At 51.8% G+C, this 22,122-nt stretch carries 18 protein-coding genes; 8 read left to right on the forward strand and 10 right to left on the reverse strand.

Annotated features, from left to right (window positions below):
* Positions 1–176: 176 nt before the first annotated feature.
* Positions 177–1,268, forward strand: coding sequence for an FISUMP domain-containing protein (locus B7988_RS14290; protein WP_141225696.1), 1,092 nt, complete (start codon positions 177–179; stop codon positions 1,266–1,268).
* A 379-nt stretch (positions 1,269–1,647) separates the two neighbouring features.
* Here B7988_RS14290 and B7988_RS14295 read toward each other — a convergent pair whose 3' ends face one another.
* Complete coding sequence (locus B7988_RS14295; protein ID WP_088658412.1) at positions 1,648–2,655, reverse strand: hypothetical protein; 1,008 nt, start codon at positions 2,653–2,655, stop codon at positions 1,648–1,650.
* A gap of 153 nt (positions 2,656–2,808) precedes the next feature.
* Here B7988_RS14295 and B7988_RS14300 point away from each other — a divergent pair, with 153 nt between their 5' ends.
* Both B7988_RS14300 and B7988_RS14305 read left to right on the forward strand, forming a co-directional pair.
* Complete coding sequence (locus B7988_RS14300; protein ID WP_088658413.1) at positions 2,809–3,996, forward strand: exonuclease SbcCD subunit D; 1,188 nt, start codon at positions 2,809–2,811, stop codon at positions 3,994–3,996.
* Positions 3,993–6,800 (forward strand): SMC family ATPase, encoded by a 2,808-nt coding sequence (locus B7988_RS14305; RefSeq protein ID WP_088658414.1) that lies wholly within the window; start codon positions 3,993–3,995, stop codon positions 6,798–6,800. The genes B7988_RS14300 and B7988_RS14305 overlap by 4 nt, the downstream gene beginning before the upstream one ends.
* A 76-nt stretch (positions 6,801–6,876) precedes the next feature.
* Here the strand turns inward: B7988_RS14305 and dnaN are convergent, their stop codons facing one another.
* On the reverse strand, positions 6,877–7,989 hold the full coding sequence (gene dnaN, locus B7988_RS14310; protein WP_073322831.1) for a DNA polymerase III subunit beta: 1,113 nt from the start codon (positions 7,987–7,989) through the stop codon (positions 6,877–6,879).
* Positions 7,990–8,142: a hypothetical protein gene (locus tag B7988_RS15120; protein ID WP_163414572.1), complete on the reverse strand. Its 153-nt coding sequence runs from the start codon at positions 8,140–8,142 to the stop codon at positions 7,990–7,992. It lies immediately after the preceding gene.
* A gap of 63 nt (positions 8,143–8,205) precedes the next feature.
* On the opposite strand from B7988_RS15120, the gene B7988_RS14315 reads away from it, so the two are divergent.
* Entirely contained in the window at positions 8,206–8,487 is a 282-nt protein-coding gene (locus B7988_RS14315) for a hypothetical protein (protein ID WP_073322833.1), read from the forward strand.
* A complete protein-coding gene (locus tag B7988_RS14320) occupies positions 8,474–9,304 on the forward strand; it encodes a M23 family metallopeptidase (RefSeq protein ID WP_088658415.1) in 831 nt (276 codons plus the stop codon). The genes B7988_RS14315 and B7988_RS14320 overlap by 14 nt, the downstream gene beginning before the upstream one ends.
* 2 nt (positions 9,305–9,306) lie before the next feature.
* Here the strand turns inward: B7988_RS14320 and B7988_RS14325 are convergent, their stop codons facing one another.
* On the reverse strand, positions 9,307–10,155 hold the full coding sequence (locus B7988_RS14325) for a hypothetical protein (RefSeq protein ID WP_141225697.1): 849 nt from the start codon (positions 10,153–10,155) through the stop codon (positions 9,307–9,309).
* A 129-nt stretch (positions 10,156–10,284) separates the two neighbouring features.
* Between B7988_RS14325 and B7988_RS14330 the strand changes: the two genes are divergently transcribed.
* Positions 10,285–10,677 (forward strand): co-chaperone GroES family protein, encoded by a 393-nt coding sequence (locus B7988_RS14330; RefSeq protein ID WP_073058309.1) that lies wholly within the window; start codon positions 10,285–10,287, stop codon positions 10,675–10,677.
* A 127-nt stretch (positions 10,678–10,804) separates the two neighbouring features.
* On the opposite strand, the gene B7988_RS14335 is transcribed toward B7988_RS14330, so the two are convergent.
* Complete coding sequence (locus tag B7988_RS14335) at positions 10,805–12,673, reverse strand: ABC-F family ATP-binding cassette domain-containing protein (RefSeq protein ID WP_088658417.1); 1,869 nt, start codon at positions 12,671–12,673, stop codon at positions 10,805–10,807.
* A 155-nt stretch (positions 12,674–12,828) separates the two neighbouring features.
* Here B7988_RS14335 and B7988_RS14340 point away from each other — a divergent pair, with 155 nt between their 5' ends.
* Positions 12,829–13,617: a CAP domain-containing protein gene (locus B7988_RS14340; RefSeq protein WP_170930677.1), complete on the forward strand. Its 789-nt coding sequence runs from the start codon at positions 12,829–12,831 to the stop codon at positions 13,615–13,617.
* Here the strand turns inward: B7988_RS14340 and B7988_RS14345 are convergent.
* The gene (locus B7988_RS14345; protein ID WP_088658419.1) at positions 13,614–13,937 is read right to left on the reverse strand and encodes a hypothetical protein; all 324 of its coding nucleotides are present in this window, start codon (positions 13,935–13,937) and stop codon (positions 13,614–13,616) included. The genes B7988_RS14340 and B7988_RS14345 overlap by 4 nt on opposite strands.
* Positions 13,938–14,097: 160 nt before the next feature.
* On the opposite strand from B7988_RS14345, the gene B7988_RS14350 reads away from it, so the two are divergent.
* A complete protein-coding gene (locus tag B7988_RS14350; protein WP_073322845.1) occupies positions 14,098–15,084 on the forward strand; it encodes an alpha/beta hydrolase in 987 nt (328 codons plus the stop codon).
* Positions 15,085–15,096: 12 nt separating this feature from the next.
* Here the strand turns inward: B7988_RS14350 and B7988_RS14355 are convergent, their stop codons facing one another.
* The 4 genes from B7988_RS14355 to B7988_RS14370 all read right to left on the reverse strand — a co-directional run bounded on the left by B7988_RS14355 (position 15,097) and on the right by B7988_RS14370 (position 21,512).
* Positions 15,097–16,050 carry a GDSL-type esterase/lipase family protein gene (locus tag B7988_RS14355; RefSeq protein WP_088658420.1) on the reverse strand — a complete coding sequence of 318 codons (954 nt, stop codon included), beginning with the start codon at positions 16,048–16,050 and terminating at the stop codon, positions 15,097–15,099.
* An 82-nt stretch (positions 16,051–16,132) separates the two neighbouring features.
* The gene (locus B7988_RS14360) at positions 16,133–17,845 is read right to left on the reverse strand and encodes a hypothetical protein (RefSeq protein WP_249269022.1); all 1,713 of its coding nucleotides are present in this window, start codon (positions 17,843–17,845) and stop codon (positions 16,133–16,135) included.
* A gap of 197 nt (positions 17,846–18,042) precedes the next feature.
* On the reverse strand, positions 18,043–19,812 hold the full coding sequence (locus B7988_RS14365) for a glycosyl hydrolase family 5 (protein WP_249269023.1): 1,770 nt from the start codon (positions 19,810–19,812) through the stop codon (positions 18,043–18,045).
* A 191-nt stretch (positions 19,813–20,003) separates the two neighbouring features.
* Positions 20,004–21,512, reverse strand: coding sequence for a glycosyl hydrolase family 5 (locus B7988_RS14370; RefSeq protein WP_088658422.1), 1,509 nt, complete (start codon positions 21,510–21,512; stop codon positions 20,004–20,006).
* Positions 21,513–22,122: the final 610 nt, after the last annotated feature.

The following is a 22,122-nucleotide window of genomic DNA, read 5'->3' on the forward strand; positions in this document are numbered from 1 at the left end:
GTCAAGCCCCTCATCGCCGATGGTACCTGGCCCACGGGCCCGGGAGAGTAGGTCGTCGCTGGATTCACGGAGCCCTTCGCCAAAAAGGCGGAGGGCTCCTTTTTTTTTATACCCGCGGGCCGCGGTTTTTATCTATATTGTCGGTGCCTGATTTTGGGAATCGTGGAGGTATTCTTGTGAAATTTCTTATTGCGTCGTTGTTCCTTTTAGCCATGCTTGCAGCATGTGGCGATGAATCTAGTAGCTCCGCTCCCGATCCAATCGGTGAAATCTCGTCGAGTAGCAATGAGGAGCTCGGTTCCAGTTCCTCGGTGGCGGAGAAGAATTCTTCTAGTTCCGTAAGTGGCAAGAATAGCAGCTCGTCGGTGGTCGAGTCGAGTAGTAGCGAGGAAGAATTTCGAGTGTGTGATGATGGGGATACCCTTTCTAGCGATGAGGCTAGTGGTGTGTATTATTACATTTGCAAAGATGGATGGTGGGCTCTCGACCATGTTCTTAATAGGGACTCGCTTGACTCTCTTGCTGCTATCGAAAAAAATAAAGAACACCCGAATATGGATAGCTTGTTTGCGGGTTACAATGGAAAATATTTTGAATTCGAAGACCCGCGTGATGGTCGCAAGTATAGGTATTTAAAATTTGAAGGCCGTTCAGAAGATTTTGATGCGTTTACGACTTTTTATGTAATGGCCGAAAATTTGAATTATGGCAAGATGATTCCTAGTGGCACGACGAAATTTGACGATAGTGTGACCGAAAAACTATGCTACGTAGACGACGAATGGTTCTGTGACAACCACTTTGGTGGTCTATATACATGGGCCGAGGCTATGAATTTGCCCAAGGTCTGCGATTCTGTTGCTGTGGATAGTAATGACGCGTGCAAGGCAATAACAAAAGAGCGGAGTCCTATTTCTGGTGAAGGATATTTGAATGCCATTTGGCAGGGAATTTGCCCCGATGGCTGGCATATTATGAACCAGAGGGAGTGGAGATACGCCAATGGCGATATTCGTTCAAAAATTCTGTGGGAAGAGAACGCTGGACGTAATTCTGATGGCTTGGCTATTATTCCGAGTGGGAATGGATATAGCGGCATACATGAGTTTACGTACATGTGGCTTCCTGCTGAAAGTGAAGAAAAATTCGCTTATAGCATGAGTATTCTGAGTGTTGCCTATGAGACACATTCTGTGGACTGGAATAAGGATTCTTTTAAGTCTATCCGTTGCGTAATGGACGAAGATAATCCTTTGGCCAAAAACTAGTCAATTATCAAAAAAATTTTAACAATAAAATTAGGGCGTGGGGGGCAGCGGTAGGCTTCCCCTTTTTTTGTTTGGCCTGCTTCCGGGACCTTCTTTTTTACTTACAAATTAATACAGAGTGGAATATTCCAATCTGGAACTTTGACAAAATGTCCATTGCAATTTTGTATCGCATGGGTTTTTGTCTAGTGCATATTGTACTTTGATAAATGGTTGGCAAAGCAATAGGGTGCGCCCTTTGCAAAGCGAGGTGTGTTATGGAAAACAACGAAGTCAAAATCAAGAAACTCGGTCCCATTGTCGAAACTATTTGGGGCGTCGTTATTTTTGTATCAAGTCTTGTGCTGCTGTTTGTAGGCTGCTAGCCTACGATAGGCGCTTACGATTTCCAGAGCGAGGGAATCGGGCTCTGGGCGTCGTAGATGTCTTCGGCGTCGCGCATGGGCTCTGACTTGCTCTTGAGCGGAAGCATACGGTGTGCGTCCTGGTTTGCCGTCGGGTGATTCACGACGGCTTTCTTGTACCAGCGGAGTGCCAGATTGTAGATGTGTGCGCGTTCCAGGATGTTTCCGATTGCGACGTAGAGACCGGCGAATGCCGCATTGTCGCAGTCGCTGAACTTGGCGAAACGTTCGAATTCCTGTTCCCAGTATTCGATTTCTTCGTAGCAGGGCGGCACGGCCGATTCTGCCACGCTGATCTCTTCGACCATGGCTGTCGAAAGCTTAGGGTCGGACTTCACGATATTCTGGATGGCCTCTGCAAGGCCCTTGCGGCCCGTTGCGGTCGCAATCTTGATCCAGGGGGCATAATAGCGTGCCATGCCGTAGAGGGCGTTCATGCGCTCCAGGGAATCGTTTGCGCTTGCACAGCCTGCGGCCTTTGCCTTTTTGTACCATTCGGCGGCGTGTGCATAGTCGCCGGCATTTTCGCAGCTCTGGCCGAACTGGTTTGCAAGCGTGCCGTTCTGGGTTTCTTGCAGGGCGGCACTTTCGGCAGCAGTGGTGTCGCCGATTTCGAATTCGTTTGCCTTCTGGTACATTTCGTAGCAGGCTTCAAAGCTGTTGGCCTGTCTAAAGTACTGCGCAAGGGCGAGGGCGAGTTTCTTGGTAATAGGCGGGTTTTGCACCACGTATCCGGCCCATTCCTCGACTTCGCCTGCGGGCGGCACGGTGCCGGAATCGTTGCCTGCGTTCACGGCGTCGGCATGTCCCTTGGCCTGGTTCATTTTTTCGAGAGCCTTGAGGCCTGCCGGAGTAGAGGTATCCGGGGCGGGTGCGTTCACGATAATGTCAAGGAGTGCGCGTGCAATCGAAAAGTGTCCCTGGTTCTTGGCCATGACCAGGCGGCTGTAGTAGCTTGGGATGTTCGACGGTTCCAATTGCATTATACCCTCTTATTTTGCATGATCCTTCTGGAAGGCATAATAGAAATTTTTGTTTATTCGCAAATGAACGAAAATCGAAAAATGTCATTTTTTGGACTTTACAGAATTCTATATTGAATCGATAATTGAGATAGAACGTAACGAGGAGTTTTTGTGAAGTTTATCCATACGGCGGACTTGCATATCGGCAAGAGCGTGTGCGAGCATTCGATGCTCGACGAGCAAAGGCATATTCTGGCCGAAATCCTGAATGCGGTAGAAACTGAAAAGCCCGATGCGCTCTTGGTGGCAGGCGATGTTTACGACAAGTCGGTGCCGAGCGCCGAGGCGGTTGCCGTGCTGGATGACTTTTTGGTGCAGGTTTCTAGAACGGGTACGAAGGTGTTCGTGCTGAGCGGGAACCACGATTCCGCAGAACGTATCGCCTTTGGCGGGCGGCTGATGGAGACCCGAGGCGTGTACATGTCGCAGGTGTATTCCGGTGCCTTTACGCCTGTCACGCTCAAGGATGAATTTGGCGAGGTGGATGTGTGGATGCTCCCATTCGTGCGTCCGGCCGCCGTGCGCGCATGCCTGTCTTATGACGAGGAACGCGACCAGGTGACCGATTACACGTCTGCCATGCGTATGGCGATTGCCCAGATGCATTTGACGCCGGGGCGTCGCAACGTGCTTCTTTCGCACCAGTTCGTGACCGGTGCGGAGCGTAGCGATTCCGAAGAAAACGTGGGCGGCCTCGACAACGTGGATGCTTCGGTTTTCGAGGGTTTTGACTATGTGGCGCTCGGGCATATCCACAAACCGCAGAATGTGGCAAAGGATTCTGCCGGAGTTGCCCGTGTGCGTTACAGCGGAACGCCGCTCAAGTATTCCTTGTCGGAGGCAAACCACAAGAAGTCTTTGACGGTTATCGAGCTAGGCGTGAAGACGGAAATGGGGCTTGCCAATATCGATGTGCGCGAAATTCCGCTTACGCCGATGCATGACGTGCGCGAAATCCGCGGAACTTTTGCGGAACTCGTGTCGCCGGATTTCCAGCGCAGGCAACTGGCCGACGGGCTCAAGCTGGACGATTACGTTTACGTGAAGCTCACGGATGAAAACGACGTGCCTGACGCCGCCTTGAAGCTGCGCGGCATTTACCCGAACCTGATGATGCTCGATTACGACAACGAGCGTACCCGCAATCAAAAGATTACGGTTGGCGAGGGCAAGGTAGAACAGAAAACTCCGATGGAGCTTTTCTCGGAATTCTTTACAGACATGACCAAGCGCGAAATGAACGAAGAAGAATGCGAATTCGTGCGCGACATGATCGATGGTATCTGGGAGGCTAAATGAGACCGACTAAACTGATTATTTCGGCTTTTGGCCCTTACGCAGAACGCACGCTTATCGATATGGACAAGCTCGGTGCGAGCGGGCTTTACCTGATTTCGGGCGATACCGGTGCCGGAAAGACGACAATCTTCGATGCGATTACGTATGCCCTGTTCGGGCGGGCGAGCGGCGACAGCCGCGACGATTCCAAGCTGTTCCGCTGCCTGAACGCAAAGCCCGAAACGAAGACCGAAGTGGATTTGACATTCGTGTATGCGGGAAAGGAATACCGCATTGTGCGCAATCCCGAATACCTTCGGCCGAAAGCCCGCGGCGAAGGTTTTACGAAAGAAGCGGCTTCTGTCACGTTCTATTATCCTGAATCTAGTGGCAAGCAGGGGCCCGCGAGCCGTTCTGTGAGTAAAGAAAAGGATGTTGCCGCCGCAGTGCAAGAAATCATCGGGATTGATCGCGACCAGTTTACCAAAATCGCGATGATCGCCCAGGGCGATTTCATGAAGGTGTTGCTTTCGTCGACTGATGAACGCAAAAAAATTTTCCGCAAGATTTTCAAGACGGACAAGTTTAACGCCCTTCAAGACGAACTCAAGAAGCGCGCAAACGAAATGGATCGGCAGTGCAGCGACAGCGAATCGACTGCATGCACGATGATTGCACAAATCCAGTGCGGCGAAAATTCGGCCCAGGCAGACGCCTTGGAGCAGGAAAAAAATTTGGCGGCCCAGAGGCAGATTGCGGACTGGCAAGGCGTTTGCGATATGACGCAGGCTATTCTTGACGAAGACAATCTGTCGCTCAAAAAAGTCCAGGCCGAACTTGAAGAAAGCGCCAAAAAGCTTGCCGACATGGACAAGGAACTTGGCCGCGCACAGAATGTTCAAAAGACGCGCGATGCGCTCAAGAAGGCAAGTGACGAACTGGAAAGGATTCTGCCTTCGCTTGCCCCGCTGAAAGAAGCGAAGCTTGCTGCCGAAAGCAAGCAACCTGAACGTGACAGCTTGCAAGAAAGCATTACGACGCTCAGGAATTCGCTTCTGGAATACGACAAGCTGGAATTGTTCCGCGGCGAAGCGCTGAAAAAGGAAGGTGCCGTCAAAGAGACGGAATTAAGACTGCAGAAGAATCGCCTGCTCGTAGACGATACCAGGGCGATTATTACGGATTTTGAAAGGGAAGTGTCGGAACTTGGCGATGTGGGCGCAAGGAAGCAGGAATTGGTTGCCCAGCTCGATAAGCTTTCGGGTAGGCAAGATGACTTGGTGAAGGTGGGCAAAAACGTCAAGGAATTGTCTACGCTGAACGATGCGTTCGAGAGAGCGAAAAAAGCGTATCTTGCTGCCGATGCTGACTACCAGAAAATCAGTGACGATTACGAGGCGAAAAACCGGGCCTTCTTGAACGAACAGGCCGGAATCATAGCAGAGACTTTGGTGGATGACAAACCCTGCCCTGTGTGCGGTTCTACGCATCACCCGCATAAGGCCTGCAAGTCACTGGAGGCTCCGAGCCAGGCGGAATTGGAACGACTCAAGAAGGCCGTTTCGACGGCTGAAGCGGATCGCAACGAAAAGAGTGCGGCAGCTTCGCAGGCAAAGGGAAAGTTCGAGGAAAAACGATCGGCGGTGCAGTCGCTGGTACAGGAACTTTTTGGAGAATGTACTCTGGAAGAAGCCCGCGAGCGTGGCAATACGGAGTATGCCGAGAATCGCGACAAGATGGCTGCGCTGACATTAGCGGTTGCCAAGGAAGAAGAGCGTGAAAAGCGGAAGACTTTCCTGGAAAAGAATATTCCCGAAAAGCGTGCGGAATTGGAAAAGTTACAGTCGGCTGTAACGGATCAGGAAAAAGAAATCTCGGGCTTGAAGGCCGAATTGGTTTCGTGCAGGAATGCCATCGAGGAATTGTTGAAGAAACTCGCCTTCGAAAGCAAGGCCGCGGCCGAGAAGCAGATTCGCGAAACGCAGGCTGTGCTTGACTGTTCCAAGCGTGAACTGGAAAAAGCGACGGCCGACTATACTGAATGCGAATCGCGCGTGAATGAATTGAATGCGGGCAAGAATGCGCTTGCCAAGCAACTGGAAGGCGCTCCGGAGTATGACCTTGCTGCATTGCAGGCGGGCCGCAATCAGGCCGCCGAGGCGCACAATGCGCTTGCGCATTCGCAGAACGAAGTTTCTGCCCGTCTTGCGGGTAACAAGAGCGCGCTCGAACAAATCGGCAAGACGGTCGGTGCGCTCGGCGAGCAGCTTCGCAAGCGCGCCTGGATCAGGAATCTGTCCGATACCGCAAACGGCGGGCTTTCGGGCTCAAGCAAGGTGATGCTTGAAACCTACGTGCAGGCATCTTACTTTGACCGCATCGTGAGTCGGGCAAATATCCGTTTTCGCCTTCTTTCGAACGGCCAGTACGAACTGGTTCGCCGCAAGGATGCTTCCAATAACAGGAGCCAAAGCGGGCTTGACTTGAACGTGCTTGACCATTCGAGCGGCAAGGAACGCGAGGTGAAAACGCTTAGCGGCGGCGAAAGCTTTTTGGCATCGCTTTCGCTTGCCTTGGGCCTTGCCGACGAGGTGCAGAGTTCTGCCGGCGGAATCCAGCTCGACACGATGTTTGTGGACGAAGGTTTCGGCTCTCTTGATGATGAAAGCTTGAAACTCGCTATCAATACGCTACAAAGCCTTGCCGGCGAAAATCGCCTGGTCGGAATCATTAGCCATGTGAATGAGCTCGAACACAAGATTGATAAAATCGTCCGCGTCAAGAAAGACGAAAATAAAATCAGTCGCGTGACGATTGAAGTGTAATTTGAATTCCGGATTATTAAAAAAGTGGCTCGCTTTTCGCGAACCACTTTTAATTTGTTTACAACCCGTTCAATCCTTAGTCGGCAAGGCGGAGCGGCATCAGCAAGAAGCTGAAGCCCATGTCGTCGCCAACCGGTTCGATGATGCAGGCGCCGATCGGGGTGTTCATCTTGAGCACCACTTCTTCGCTCTTGCACATGCCGAGGATTTCGTAGAAGTAACGGCCGTCGAAGCCGATGCTGAAGCTGCCTTCACCGTTGTGTGTCACAGCCAAAGCTTCGCGGGTTTCGCCACCGACATCCGGGTCGGTAGCGGAAAGTTCCATATTGTTGCCATCCATCTGGAAACGGATCTGGTGCGTACGCGGATTGGCCATCGGCAAGATACAATGGACTTTGTCCAACAGTTCGGTTGCGTTAGCCTGAACGGTGCGTTCGAAATTCTGCGGAATCACGGCGCGGTAGTTCGGGTACGGACCTTCGATAAGCTTGGAGATGATCTGCGTTGCGCCGATGCGGAACAGCACGTGGGTTTCGGTGGTGCAGATTTCGACAGAGTCTTCGTTCTTGGCGAGGCGGAGCACGAGCTGCAGGACCTTCGGGAGAACGATCACGCCGGATTCGAGGTTTGCGCCTTCCTGTTCGATGCTTGCGCGGCCCATGCGGTGACCGTCGGTAGCGACCATGGAGATCTTGCCGTCCTTGGCTTCCATGAACACGCCGTTCAGGTTCTGGCGGGTGTTATCGGTAGAGACGGCAAATGCGGTCTTTTCGACCAGGAATGCAAGTTCGCTGGCGGCAAGCGTAAGAGTGTTGCCTTCGACTTCGGGGAACGGAGGGAAGTCGCTGGCATCGAAACTCGTAATGGAGGCCTGGCCCTTTTCGCTCCACTTGATGCGGGTCAAGTGATCCTGCACGTCGATGCTCACGTTTTCGCAGCTAGGCACGAGGGCCTTCACGAGGTCGGAGAACTTGCGAGCGTTGATCAAGGCTTCGCCGTCACGTTCGCCTTCGACTTCTAGCTTAATCCTCACACCGAGGTTCAAGTCGGTAGCGCAAATTTCGAGAGTGTTGCCTTCGAGACGCAGCGAGTAGTCGTTGAGGATCTGCAGGGTGGACTTATTGGGGATGGCGCTGATAGCAATCTGGAGCGCTTCCTGCAATACGGATTTCTTGATATTGAACTTCATTTATGCGCCTCTTTGGATAAGCATGGTTCCGACGAAGAAGATAACGGCAAGAGCGCCAAGGACTGCAATAATCTTCGGGTCCAGGGCATTGGCCTTTTTGGGTGTAAATTGCTTCGCATTTTGCTTTGCGCGTCTACGATCGCTACGACTCATAGATATTCTCCATTTTTTATACGCGTAAAAAACTAATTTTTTTACGGACAAAAGGAATTAAGCATGGCTGAAAAAACGCTAAATAAGTTAAAAAATACGGCATTGAATTATGCGTCCACCGCCCTTTTAAGGGTGGAACTGGCTGCCGAGGAATCTAAGCTCAAAAAACACTTCCAGGCTCTTGGACAAAAGCTCCACGGGGCCGTTCGCGATGACCTTTTGAATACCATCAAGGACGATCCGTCGGTCGTCGAAATCCTGGGAGCGATTGAAGAAGAAAAGCGCGTCATTGAATCCTTGCGCAACCGAATCGATAATACAGGGTCTGAACGTGAAGAAGCTTGAGGTCCATGTATTCCCGACCAAGACCACGTCGGGTAAAAGTTACGAGTTCTCGCTGATTGGAGCCATTGTTGCCGTAGTGGGCGTGGTGGCCGCCATCTTGGGATTTATTCTCTTTTCGCCGGGGCAGATTTTAGACAACGTAACAAGCGGGAATATCACCAACGTCTATAAGCAAAACGCGGCCATTAAAAAGGAACTCAAGGAAATCCGCGCCTCGGTCGACGAATCTATTTTGAAAGCCGAGGAAACCCGCGTGCTCCGCGACAGCGCCTTGATGGTGGGCGGCCTTGGCTTTGTGCTCGAAAGTGTCACCGCGATGGATGATTCGATTTTGCAAAAGCGCAAGAGCGTGAACGAAGTGGAAATGACGTTCAAGAAATTCCTGGCGGCCCTGGAAAGCGATTCCGCGGCGGCCGAAAAGATTCCCGTGCTGCACCCGATGCGCAACAACCATGCCGTCAAGAAGCGTTTCGAGATCGTTTACGACCCCTTTACCGACAGCGAACTGCCGCACAGGGGCATTGACTACGTGGCAGCCGAAGGCGATACCGTATTTGCGACCGGTGCAGGCTCCGTGAGCGAAGTCCGCAAGCATCGCGGATTCGGCCTTGCTGTAAAAATTGACCATGGCCACGACGTGCGCACCTTTTACGCCCACTTGGGTCAGGCCCTGGTAAAGCAGGGCGAACACGTTCATCGTGGGCAGCCCATCGCCTTGATTGGCGAAAGCGGCACGCAGTCAAGCATTGGCCTGCATTACGAAGTCCGCATCGATGGCATTTCCATCAATCCGGAAAGTTTCTACTTAACGAGATAGCGTCAGTCGGCGAAACGGTTTAAACCGTTTTCGTGGTAGAATTCCACATCCGAAAGCACTTGGTCGACCCAGCTCTTGGTAAGGGGCGACTTGCTCCAGTTTTCGGGCTTGGAATTGATTTCGGGATCCGGGTAGAATGTAGCCACGGCGTTTTCTTGGCTCACGCCCACCTGAAACATTTTGCCCAAGCGTTCCGCCCCGATAAAGATCTGTTCGATTCCTTCGCCTTCCTTGAGCGAAAGAATGCCCCTGGAATCCTTGCGACCGCGGTAGCTAAAGTTGAAATTCGAGACATGCTGTATCAGCGACATCAATAGGGCCGGATCCAGGTGGTGGATTTGCGCGGCCTCCATCACGGGAAGCGCCGTGAGCTGTTCGGTATCCCAAGGTTCGCCGTCGTAGGTCACGACGAGCGTGTGGCTTGAACCTTCGCTCACGATTTGCATCTTATAGCGCTTGCCCAACTTTTTCTGCAAAAGCCTGTTGAGCCGAATGCCCCTGTTCTTGAATTGCCTGTAGCCACTCATGGTGAAATAGAGCGTGTCGTCCAGGCGAGTTACAATAGGGGTAGTGGGCTTTTCCACAATCTCGTTGTAGGCGCCAACTATTAGCGGGAGCACGTAGGCAAGTTCCGGTTCCGGGTGCTGCATATTGCAATCGTTATCGACCTTGAGTGCCCCCACCGAATCCAGTTTCATGACAGCGACAGCCGCATAATCTTCGAACAGGCTCCTTTCACTGATCCGCGTTTCGACGGATTCAGGAATCATAAGATACGTGACGACAATAGCGGCCACTAGCGCTACACTTGCAATAATGGTACGCCAGACCCTGGGGGCTTTGAAAATCAATTTAAGCCAACTGCGTACCCTGGGGCTTCTCCCAAGGTAAACAGCCAGAAAGGCGAAAATGATTGTCCACAGGATAACGAATATCACGCCTTACATTATAGCAAAGCGCGCAAATTCTATCTTTAGGGTATGCTGGATCCCTTGAAGAATATCGTGGTCATTGGTGACCGAATCTTGATTAAGCCCCTTGAAGCATCGAACAAGACCGGGAGCGGACTCTATCTGCCCCCGAGCGTTCGCGAACACGACGCCGTGCATACGGGTATAGTGGTCAAGGTAGGGCCGGGGTATCCGCTGCCTGTGACGCAAGACAGCGATGCCGTATTCCGCGGGGAATCTCCCGACGAAGTCAAGTACTTGCCGCTGCAGGTAAAAGAAGGCGACGAGGCCCTGTACCTGCATGCCAACGGTCATGAGATTGAAGTGGCGGGCGAGCGCTATGTCATTATTTCGCAGAACGCCGTGCTCATGGTCATGCGTCAAGACGTCCCCGACGACGTCTCCGGAATAGAAAATCTTTAAACATCATAATTAATGTAATAGAGCCAAACGGTCATTGTGAGTAACAAAGCCCCTGTTATTAAACAGGGGCGGTTACGAGAGCGAGGCGATATCACATTTTATTTTATGAGGCAGAGCCGAGCGGTCTTTATAATTTCCATTTGTCTTTCGCGGCTTCGAGTTCGGCGCTGATTTTTTCCCAGTCTTCGTAGAGCTGGTCGACTTTCTTCTTGTTGTCGTCCATGTCCTTTGCGATTGCGGTGATGGCGGCTCCATTGCCGGTTTCGGAGGCGGTCACGAGCTTGGCTTCGAGTTCGCCACCCAAGGCTTCGGCTTTTGCGATGTCTTCTTCGAGTTTGGCAAGCTTCTTTTCGAGCGGCTTGATAATCTTGCTGCGTTCGGCGATGTAGTCGGCGCGGGCCTTGCGGTCTTCCTTGGCGCGCGGGGCGCTGGTGGGTGCATCCGTTTTTACGTCGATGTTTGAAACCTTGATGTTTGCGGATTCAGAACCGCCCGGCTTCTTTTCGCTCGCCCAGCCCACCTTCTCCAAGAAGTCGGCGTAGGTGCCTTCGAACACGCGGCACTTGCCGCCGTCGAATACGACGAGCCTTGTGGCGAATGCGTGCAGCAGTTCTTCGTCATGGGTCACCACCATCGCGGTTCCTTCGTAATCTTCGAGGGCGTCGATCAGGCTTTCGATGGATTCCATGTCCAAGTGGTTCGTCGGTTCGTCAAGCAGCAACATATTGCAGGGAGTTGCCAGAATCTTTCCGAGGAGCACGCGGCTACGTTCGCCACCGCTCAAGACTTTCACCTTCTTTAACGCGGCATCGCCGCTGAACATCATTAGGCCTGCAAGTCCGCGGGCGCGGCTCTTCTGCGAAACTTCGACGATGGCCGAGGCGATTTCTTCTTCGACGGTGTTGTCCAAATTCAGGCGGTTGATATTCGTCTGTCCGAAATAGTTAATCTGCACGTTCGGATTCGGAGCGATTTCGCCCGCGACAGGTTTGAGCTCGTTTGCAATCAGGTTCAGGAGCGTCGTTTTACCGCGTCCGTTCGGGCCAATAATTGCGATGCGGTCGCCCTTGAAGACTTCCATGGTGAGGTCGGTAATGAGCTCCGGGCCGTTCGGGTAGGCAAAAGTCAGACCCTTGATCTGCAGCATGCGCTTGCCGGGGAAACCTGCCTCGGTAAAGCTGAAATCCAGGTTGCGTTCGTGGGTGAGGCGCTCGCCGGTAGCAAGCTTTGCCGCTGCCTTGATCTTGGACTGCACCATGGCGGCTTTTGCGGCTTTGTAGCGGAAACGTTCGATGACCTGTTCGAGCTGCGCCTTCTTTTTCGCCTCGTTTTCCTGCGTGCGCTGGGCGACTTCTTCTTCCTCGGCGATGGTTTCGCGGAGCTTTTCTACCGTACCCTTGACCTTGCGCATCTTGTGGCGATGAATGCCTACCGTGTGCGTGCAGACTTCGTCCATAAAGTGATGGTCGTGGGTAATCAAGAGCACTTCGCCCTTCCAGCTGCGCAAGAATCGGCTGAGCCAGCGCATCGACACGATGTCCAGGTAGTTGGTCGGTTCATCAAGCAACAGCATATCGGGTTCGCTTGCCAAGACCTTCGCCAGGTTCAGGCGAATCTGGAAACCGCCCGAAAGGAGCGAGGGGCTCTTGTGCATGGATTCTTCGTCGAAACCCAGACCGAACAGAATCGCTTCGACCTTGTGTTCCTCGATCCAGCCGTCTTCATTGGGCTTTAACACGCTGCAGGCTTCTTCGTGAACCGTGGCGTGCGTAAAGTTCAGGTGTTGCTGCAGGTAACCCAGCGTGTATTTCTTGGGAATGTCGATGGAGCCTCCATCGATGCATTCCTGGCCGAGAATCATCTTGAAAAGGGTCGACTTACCGCAGCCGTTGCGGCCCACGAGGCCCACGCGTTCATGGTCGCCTACAAGCATGCTGGCGCCGTCAAGCAGCACCTGTTCACCAAAAGACTTCGAAATGTTCTGAATCTGAATCACGGGGATAAAAGATAGAAATATAGTAGGAAGTAGACAGTAGGCGATAGGGAGTAGAACGAAGGTTGCTCATGGTTAAGAGGGAGGGCGCTTGCCAAATTCCTTTCAGAATTATATTTTCAGATAAAGAGCGGGGTTTCCCGCAAAAAAGGAGTTTGATGATGACCAAGAAATTCTATTCGATTGCAGTGCCATGCGCGTTTGCCATGGCATTCGGCCTTTCCGCCTGTTCCGACGATTCTTCCTCGGGTGCAGACGCCAATATCGATACCGGCGACGAAATCAATATCCCCGTTTCGGACAAAGTGTCGAGTGCCACGGACAAGAGTGTTTCCAGTTCCTCGAAAATCGACACGCTTAGGGTAGAAGCGTATGATTCTGAGGAATCCGGCTCTTCTGCAGACGCCGAGTCGAGTTCTTCTGCATCGAAGGAAAAGTCTTCTTCTTCCGAGAAGGTAAAAGATGTGTCGAGCTCTTCGGCTGCGGCTTCTTCCGCTTCGGATAATGCGTTTATAAACGAAGGCTGGCGCGAAGACTGCCTTGCCAAAATCAACGAGTACCGCGCTACCGAAAACTTGAAACCGCTCACGCTCGCGGCACAAGAAAAGCAGACTTGTGCCGACAAGCAGTCCGCCGACGATCTTGCCTCGAACAAGGCTCATGGCCATTTTGGCGATTGCGGTGAATTCGCGCAGAACAGCGGGCCGAATTTCAGCGCTAGCTGGCAAAAGAACGCCACTGCCGTTGCCGAATACTACCTCAAGATGATGTGGGAAGAAGAAAAGGCGCTTGTTACGAGTGGCGAGCGCGATCCGAACAAGAGCGAGGATTACCCCTATATCGGTCACTACCTGAATATGAAAAACACAAGCTACACCAAGGTCGCTTGCGGAATCACTCTTTCTGAAGATGGCAAATTAGGCTGGTTTAACGTAGACTTCTTCTAGGGGTTTTTCTTCGGGCGGATTTTTCCCGATTTTAGTTTCTTGACATATTCCAGGCCCTTTGCGTGATCGGCGGCAAGGGCCATTTTTTGTTTCTTGAGGAGGTCGATATAGAGGTTTGTGCCTTCGTTAAGGTCTACCCCTGCCGCATCGAGCATATTGAAGAATAGCATGATCGAGGGAATCCCGTCGCCTTTTCCGAGCCGTCTTATGTATTCTCTGGAAACATCGCAGAAAAAGGCTATGTTCTTCTGGGTAGTCTTCGTCCTCAAAAACGCAATAAGCTCTTTTATGGCATTTTTGTGGACGTTTTCATCGAACATATTTCAATTGTAAAAACGGAACCACGAAAAACGTGCCAACGATAGTTGGCATTATCAAATAAAAAAAAGCTTTATATGAAAAATTTATGTTTGCCCGTGGGCGCAATAAATTATATTGCCTCATTGTATGAGATTGTGTAGTATCGTCCTTTTTTCAGTTTTGGCCCTTTTTGCAAAGGATATTACGTGGGAAACCGATAAATTCCTCGGTGAACCCTTCAAAATGCATGAATTTGAGGCGGAGAACTTTCATGCAACGCTTGTCGGTTACCCATTCGATTCGGTAAAAGATTCTGTTTCTTCACGTGTTCCAAAAGCTGCTGTTCTTTACATACACGGGTTTAACGATTATTTTTTCCAACAGGAACTCGCCCAACAGGTAGATTCCGCGGGCTATTCTTTTTTTGCAATCGATTTGCACAAGTATGGCCGTTCGTATCGCTCGGGCGAGACGATTGGGGAACTTCGCGACATTTCGGAATACTATGCCGAAATCGACTCCGCAATCTCCATGATTCGCGAAGCCGAGGGCGATTCTGTTCCGTTTGTGTTAATGGGGCATAGCACCGGCGGGCTTATCGCATGTCTGTATGCCGCGGACAGGCGAAATGGCGAGGGAATCGCTGCCGTTGTCCTGAATAGTCCGTTTCTCGAAATGAACTACGTTTGGCCTGTGCGTCGTTTAGCCGTTCCCGTGCTTTCCGCATTGGGGGGCGTGTTTCCGGATATCGGTATTCCGCGTAGTGAAAACCTGAACTACGACAAGAGTCTGCACAAGTCCGAGGGCGGAGAATGGGATTACGACCACAATCTTAAAGTCCCGGGTAGCCTGCCAATCGATTTGGGCTGGCTCCATGCGATCCACCAGGGGCATGTCCGTATCCAACAGGGTTTACACCTCATGCCTCCAGTTTTGGTGATGCATAGCGGTTGCAGTTACCGCGACGACGACTGGAGCGAGGAATATACCTACTGCGACGGCGTGCTGGATGTGAAACATATCCATGAATACGGGGCGAACCTTGGCCCGAATGTGAAGCTCGAACAAATTGAGGGCGGCCTTCATGACCTTATTCTTTCGCATAAACCAGTCCGTGACACCGTTTATCAAAAGATGTTTGATTTCTTGGATAAGAACGTGAAATAAAAGACGCCAGGCTTATTCAGCCCGTCTGCCTTTTACATCCACTTTATGACGTAGCTTGCGCAGTTTCGGCTGCGCCGCGTTTTTATTGCCCTTGGCGATGCCTGTTGACCCGCCCAAGTCAGTCACTTCGATTTCTTCGCTTACTAGCCAGGAATCGTTGTCGTTTTCGACCTTGACGAGGGCCTTGTACTTGCCTTTTTCGCTGAGCGAAAGCTGTTCCTTGTTGGCGCCTTCGATCATCTTGCCGTCCCTGTACCAGCGGATACCATAATGCGTGCCATTTACCTGCAATGCCGACGTATTCTGGGTTAAAGTCGGCTTTGCCATGGCAATATACTTGTTCACGATTTTGGCGAGTTCCTGGGCGCCTTTGGTGTTAGGATGGACGCTATCGGCAAGGAACCAGTCCGGTGTCTTGAAAAGCGTATGCAAGTCGATGATATTTACGCCTTTTTCTATCGCGGTTTCCTTGATGAGCGGATTGATATACTTGACAATCGAGGTATCCATGATGCCCCATTCCACGTTGTTGGAATAAGGCTGCAGCGTGGCATAGATTTCGGGACTTGTGGGCAGGTGGGCAAAGGTGTCGAGCAGGTCCTCGTAAGAGGGCTTCAACATGTCCACCGTGACATTGTAGTAGGTAAAGTAGAATAGCTTGCTGTCATTGGTGCCAAGCTCGATCACCACGATATCGGCGGGGAAGGCTAGCGCTTCCTTGATTTTTCCCTGTACCCAGTAAGATTCACCACTCTCCTTGTAGAACATCTTTCCCGATGTCCCGAAGTTTGCGACGGAATCGCCCGGCTGCATCAGGTCTTGCAAGTGGTCGGGGTATTTCTTTACGCCCCAGTCAATGCCGTAGCCCTCGGTAATGCTGTTGCCGACGCAGGCAACATTGGCGGCAATCGTGCCAGATGCAGCCAAGGATACAGCCAAAGATATGACTTTTAATTTTCCAAACATCCGAAAACACTCCTTTATGCTTTAAATATAAAAAAGCCCGTCGGCAAAAGCCAACGGGTGTTTCTCTCAGCTTAAGAAAAAATTAGTACTTGCTCTTAAGAACTTCGGGGCATTCCACTTCAGTGTAGTTGTGGGTCGGATTGCCTGCTGCTTCCATAAAGTTAGCAAGGAAGAGGCAGCCCTCCTTGGCCTGCGTGTCGCTGCCGAAAGAGGAGTTGCACTTTTTAATAAGGCATTCCTTGCGCTTGTTGGTGACATCGCCTGCAGTACCGGCTTCTTTTTCGCAATCGGTCAAAAGTCCGCCGTATTGGGCGCCCTGAGATCCCCAGTTGTAGCCGGAGGTACCATTGTAAAGGCCAACGCCGCCGCCCGGAATCATCACGTCGAACTGGCCCTGGTTCACATCGGCACCGATGTTTGTGACCATGATGATGAGCTTCTTGCCTTCGAGTTTCTTATGGTTGCCCTTGGTTTCGTACTTGCCCTTGCCGGTAAAGGTAAGCTGGAAGCACTTGCCGCACTGGCCACCGTTAGATGCAGGAACTGCTGCAAAGGCGAAACCGATGTTGTCGCAACCGTCAATCGTGAACGGAATCTGGCTTGTGCAGGTAGCGGCGCCACCACCGCTACAGACACTCTGTTCGTCGTAATTCGTGCTAACCGTTTTGCCGTCTCTGCTGCACTGCTTTGCAGGGCCCGCGCTACCTGCATTGTTCTTCCAGGAACAGCTCGGTTTGCAACCGTCCCAATAGCGGCTTGCAAAGCCGGAACCGCTTGCGCCACCCTTAGTCTTGATGGTCGGGCAACCCGTTGTGACAACCTGTTTACTGCTGGAGGAAACCGGCTGGACGCTAGAAGAGGATTTTGCCTGCTGGCTAGAGCTGGACTTTGCCTGCTGACTAGAAGAGGACTTGGCCTGCTGGGAGCTGGAAGATTTCTGCTGTTGCTGGCTGCTGGAAGACTTGGAGGTGCTTCCGCTGCCGGCCTTGGTCACGGTAATCTTGAATTCGTAATCCTTGCCTTCGACCTTGAAGAATTCGCTCACTTCGCCGACTTCAAAGTATTCGGGCACGGTGATAGCCTTGACGGTATAGGTGCCGTTGCTGTAGCTGGTTTCGAGGAAGTAGGCGTTCCAGGAGAGGCGAGTCGGTTCGTTGGAAAGACCGCTGAACTTGATTTCGCTCGTAGATGCCTTCTGGGCGACCGTCTGGGTCAGGCTACCGGTAATCGTGACCTTGCCGTCGGTAATGGGGGTCTGGGTGGCCGAAGAAGTCGCAACCTGCTTTTCTTCAGAAGATGAGCTCTTGTCGTTGTTTGCGGCCGTTTCGCTACTGGTCGGAGTGGTTCCAGTGCTGCTCGAAGAAACCGTCGGAGTCACGTCTGCAGACGAGGCCGGGGTTTCGATGGCTGCGGAAGAAGACGGCGGCAAGGCCATGGAGGCTGTTGCGCGGGTAACGACAGTGAGGTTATCCAGGGCGATGTTGTTCAAGATGATGGTAGAACCGTCGGCGGCAATCATGTTGCCGGTCGTATAGTTTTCATCGGTAAATACGAATGTCGCGACCGGATTTCCCTTGAGGTCCGTCACGATACCTGCGGGGTAGATGAGGTAGGGCTGGTCGGCGTTGATGAGCCAACAGGGATCGTCTGCCGGCATGGCACTTGGATCGTTTTCCGAAGGTTGATTAGCGTTGGGATCGAGGTTGCTGATGACGTCAGTAGCATCATCGGTGCAGTTCACGAATGCCAGAACGGATCCCAGGATCAGAGCGGACTTCAGGAATTGGTATTTCATAAGTGTCCTCAAATAAAACTAATGAGACTTTCATTTGAAAGTCCTTCCAATTCCATCCGACGCAAAAGATAGTTTAATTGTCAAGAAAATTCACGTAAAAAATTGAAAGTCAATCAATTATGCGATTTGGCTCACAAAAAAATAAGGCCCCGGCGCTTGCCGGGACCAAAAGTTTCAGCGTTTTGGCACCTATGGGATTAGTATTTCGCCTTGAGTGCCTGCGGGCATTCCACTTCCTTGTAGGTGTGGTTCGGGTTGCCTGCTGCTTCCATCCAGGTTGCCAAGAAGAGGCAGCCTTCCTTGGCTTCGGTGTCGTTTGCGAAGGCGCTGTTGCACTTCTTGGTAAGGCATTCCTTGCGTTTGGAGTATACGTCGCCGTCGTAGCCGGATTCGTTTTCGCAGTCGCTGAGGAAACCCCCGTATGTCGTGGTGTTGCTCGGGATATTCCAGCCCATCTGGGCGCATCCGTTAAAGGCTCCGAATCCGCCACCCGGAATCATCACGTCAAACTGACCGCCGGCTACATCGTAGCCGATGTTCGATGCCATCACCACAAGTGTCTTGCCCTTGAGTTTCTTGTGATTTTCCTTGGTTTCGTACTTGCCTTCGCCCGTAAAGGTGAGGGCGAAGCACTTGCCGCAGGTGTTGTCGTTACCGGGAGTTGCTGCGAATGCGTAGGCCAGCTTTTCGCTCACGATAATAGGAATCTGGCTGGTGCAGGTGGCACCCTGTCCGCCTTCTTGACAGATATTTTTGGTGCTGTTGTTGTCTATGACAGTCTTTCCCCCATTGGCGCTGCAAGTCCTAGCCGTGCCGCCGTGTGCGGGTTGTGCGCAGTGGGGCATGCAGCAGTCCCAGTAGCGGGTTGCCCATCCTGGTTGTCCGCCTACACCTGCGTTGAGGTACTTGGCTTCTTCTGCAGAGGCGTTGGTATTGGTGTTCTGCGAACTGCTGGACTTTACGCTGCTCGAAGACGGGGTGACGGAGCTAGAAGATTTTACGACAGAGCTGCTTGACTTGGGCTGCTGCTGAGAAGAGGATGACTGCACGCTGTTGGAGGACTTGGCCGTACTGCTGGAGCTTTTTGCCGTAGCGGCGCCGTCAACGGTCAAGACGAAGGAGAACTTCTGGCCGCCGATAGTGATTTCTTCGGTTGCCTTGGCCTGGTCCCAGTAATCGGGGACAGAACCTTCCAGCGTGTAGGTCTTGGCGTTCTTGTCGTAGTTTGCTTGCAAGAAATGCAGTGTCCAGCTTCTTTGCGGTTCTGATTCCACGCCGCTGAAGGTGACCTTGCTGATAGATCCGCCCTTGGCGACCGTCTGGGTCAAGTTTCCGGTTACGGTGATATTGCCTACGGTCTGCTGTGCATTCGAGTTGCTGCTCTGGCTTTGCTTTTGGCTAGACGAGGAGTTTGCGGAATTGTTCACGCTCGAAGAAATGCCCGGCTGCACATCGGCGGAAGATGTCGGCTGCACGTTAGCCGAAGACGTTCCCGGCAGATCCGTTGCAGAAGAGAGCCCCGGCAGTACGCTTGCGGAAGAGAGCGGGTCGGGGGTAGTTGTTGCATTTGCCGAAGAGGTCAGGGTGCTTGTTGTCGCCGAAGATGCGGGAATACTGGTGTTACTTGCCTTGACTTGTTCAAGCGTGGTGATTTCCAGCAAGCTTACGTCAATGTTGTCGACGATAGGAGTGCCGTCCGGGGCGGTGATGCTTCCGGTGTGGCCGTCTTCGTTGAACGTGATTGTTCCGACGACGCTGCCGTTAGCGTCGGTTACGATGCCTGCAGGATAAATCAGGAGGTCTTGTCCGATATCGAGAAGCCAAGCCACGTCATTGGGCTGGACCTGTTCGGTTCCATTATCGGCATTCAAATTGTTGTTGATTGCGTCGGTTGCTTCTTCGGAGCAATTGACAAAAGCCAAAACTGCGCTCAAGGCCAGTGCGGACTTAAGGAATCGGTTTTTCATAAACATCCTCAAACGTGTTGAAAATAAGACTTCCGTATCGAAAGTCGCTCCAATTCCATCCGACCTATAAAATAGCTTATTCAGTCCCAAAAGACACGTAAAAAAAAATAAGTCAAAAGGGGAGTTGATCTGCTGAAAAAAGCCCCGGCGGCTTGCCGGGGCTAAATGTTTCAGAATTTCACGCTAGTGGATTAGTACTTTTTCTTGAGAACTTCGGGGCATTCCACTTCCACGTAATTGTGTTCGGGGTTGCCTGCTGCGTTCATCCAAGTGGCAAGGAAGAGGCAGCCCTTCTTGGCTTCTTCGTCGTTTGCAAAGGACTTGTTGCACTTTTCGGTCAGGCAGCTTGCGTATTTTCCTGCGGAATAGTTCGTTTCCTTTTCACAATCGGAGAGAAGGCCACCGTACTGCTCACCCTGCGCGCCCCAGCCCATATTGGCGCAGCCGTTGAACATACCGACGCCGCCACCGGGGATCATGATGTCGAACTGACCCTGTTGTACATCACCACCAATGTTTGTTGTCATGATGATGAGTTTCTTGTTCTGGTTCTTGAGTTTCCTGGTGTTGCCGTTCGTGGAACTATAGTGGCCTTCGCCAGTGAAGGTCAACTGGAAGCACTTACCGCAGTCGCCACCGTTAGAGGCCGGCACTGCCGCGAATGCAAAAGCGTATTCCTCGCAGCCGTCCACCGTAAACGGAATCTGGCTTGTGCAAGCGGCGCCACCGCCGCCGGAGCAGACGCTGCCGCTACCGTTGCCAATGGGGTTCTTGCCTCTGGAATCGCATACCTTGGCTTGGCCGCCATGTTCGGGCCATGAACAGTGGGGCATACAGCAGTCCCAGTAACGGGTTGCCCAACCGCTACCGGTTGAGCCGCCACTTTTGACCTTGATAACCGGGCATCCGCCGCTTCCGCCGTTAGAAGAACTGCTCTTTGCAGAGGAACTGCTGGACTTGGCGGAACTCGAAGAGGACTTTGCGGCAGAGCTCGAAGATTTCGTTTTCGAAGAACTGGACGTAGAATTCGTTTTCGAGGAGCTGGAGTTGCCCGGGTTCTCGACAGAGCTAGAAGAGGTGAGGACAGGGCCTGGACCCGGGTTGTCGTTGCTCGAAGAACTTTCGACCGGCACCGGTACCGGGTTCGTGTTGGGCTGGTAAATGTTGAGGTCATTCAAGTCGACGTTGCCGACGAGGACGTTTCCTTCCAGGTCGACGATATCGCCGACAGTCGTGGGGACGCCATCGGAACCAGTCTTGAAAATCATCGAGCCGATTGCTGCTCCAGAAGCGTCCGTGACGATAACGACGCCATGCTGGTTCATGGGGTGAATCACGTAGTTCTTGTCGGCGTGCAAAACCCACGCGGCTTCGGTAATGATTGTCGGTGACAAGATTTCCAGTTCGGCGAAATTGACGTTTTGCGCAATAATGGTCCTCTGGCTGTCCAGGGCCACAATCAGGCCGGTTGCAATATCGGCAAGCGCGATCGTGTCGCCGGCTTCGTTAGTCACAAAGCCGTAGGCGTCGATAATGTAGTTGGTGTCGCCATCTCTATACAAAAAAGAGGGCTGGCTGACAATGATGGGGCGACTGCTGTTACTGTTGTTGTCGGCATTGATTACGGCGTCGTCGCCGCAATTGCAAATCAAGGCGACCGCTGCTGCAGACAGCAATAGCGTAAAAAGTTTCTTCTTCATAAAGTTCCTCATGCTCCCATAAACACTCAAGGCACAAGATAGATAAAAAAAACAAAAAACGATGTAAAATTATATAGTACAATATATTAGTGTTCTTCGGCCGTTCCGAAACGTGAGGAAAAGTTTACAGGGACGTCCGCAATGTAAATTCTTGTTAAGTAAAAATCTTTTTACAAAAAAGTTGTTGATAAATCGAGGGTCTGTCTAGCTCAAGGGTGACGCTGTGTTTAAATTGTTGATAAGTTGGAGTTTATGTAGGATTAAAATATTGAACCTTTGAAATTGGGCTAAAAACGCCATTTTCTGTAAAAAGGGGTTTGAGGCTTGCGTTGACTTCCAGAAGGCCGAAAACGGCTCGATAATGGTCAAAATCCGCGATTTTGGGCGAAAAAGCAAAAAAAAATCCTTGAAAAATTCCTTGAAATTGCTAAATTTGTTCGGCAAAATTCGCAAAGTACCGCTTCCTATGCTTTGCGAAATAACAGGAATATGCGTTTAACCCGCGCCGTTCCTAGGATTCGAAGCGATAAACCTTCTGCTGAAGAAGAGGAAAAAATGGCAAAAGAACATTTTGACAGAAGCAAGCCGCACTGCAACATCGGCACCATCG

Source organism: Fibrobacter sp. UWB1, assembly GCF_002210325.1.
Classification (GTDB): Bacteria; Fibrobacterota; Fibrobacteria; order Fibrobacterales; family Fibrobacteraceae; genus Fibrobacter.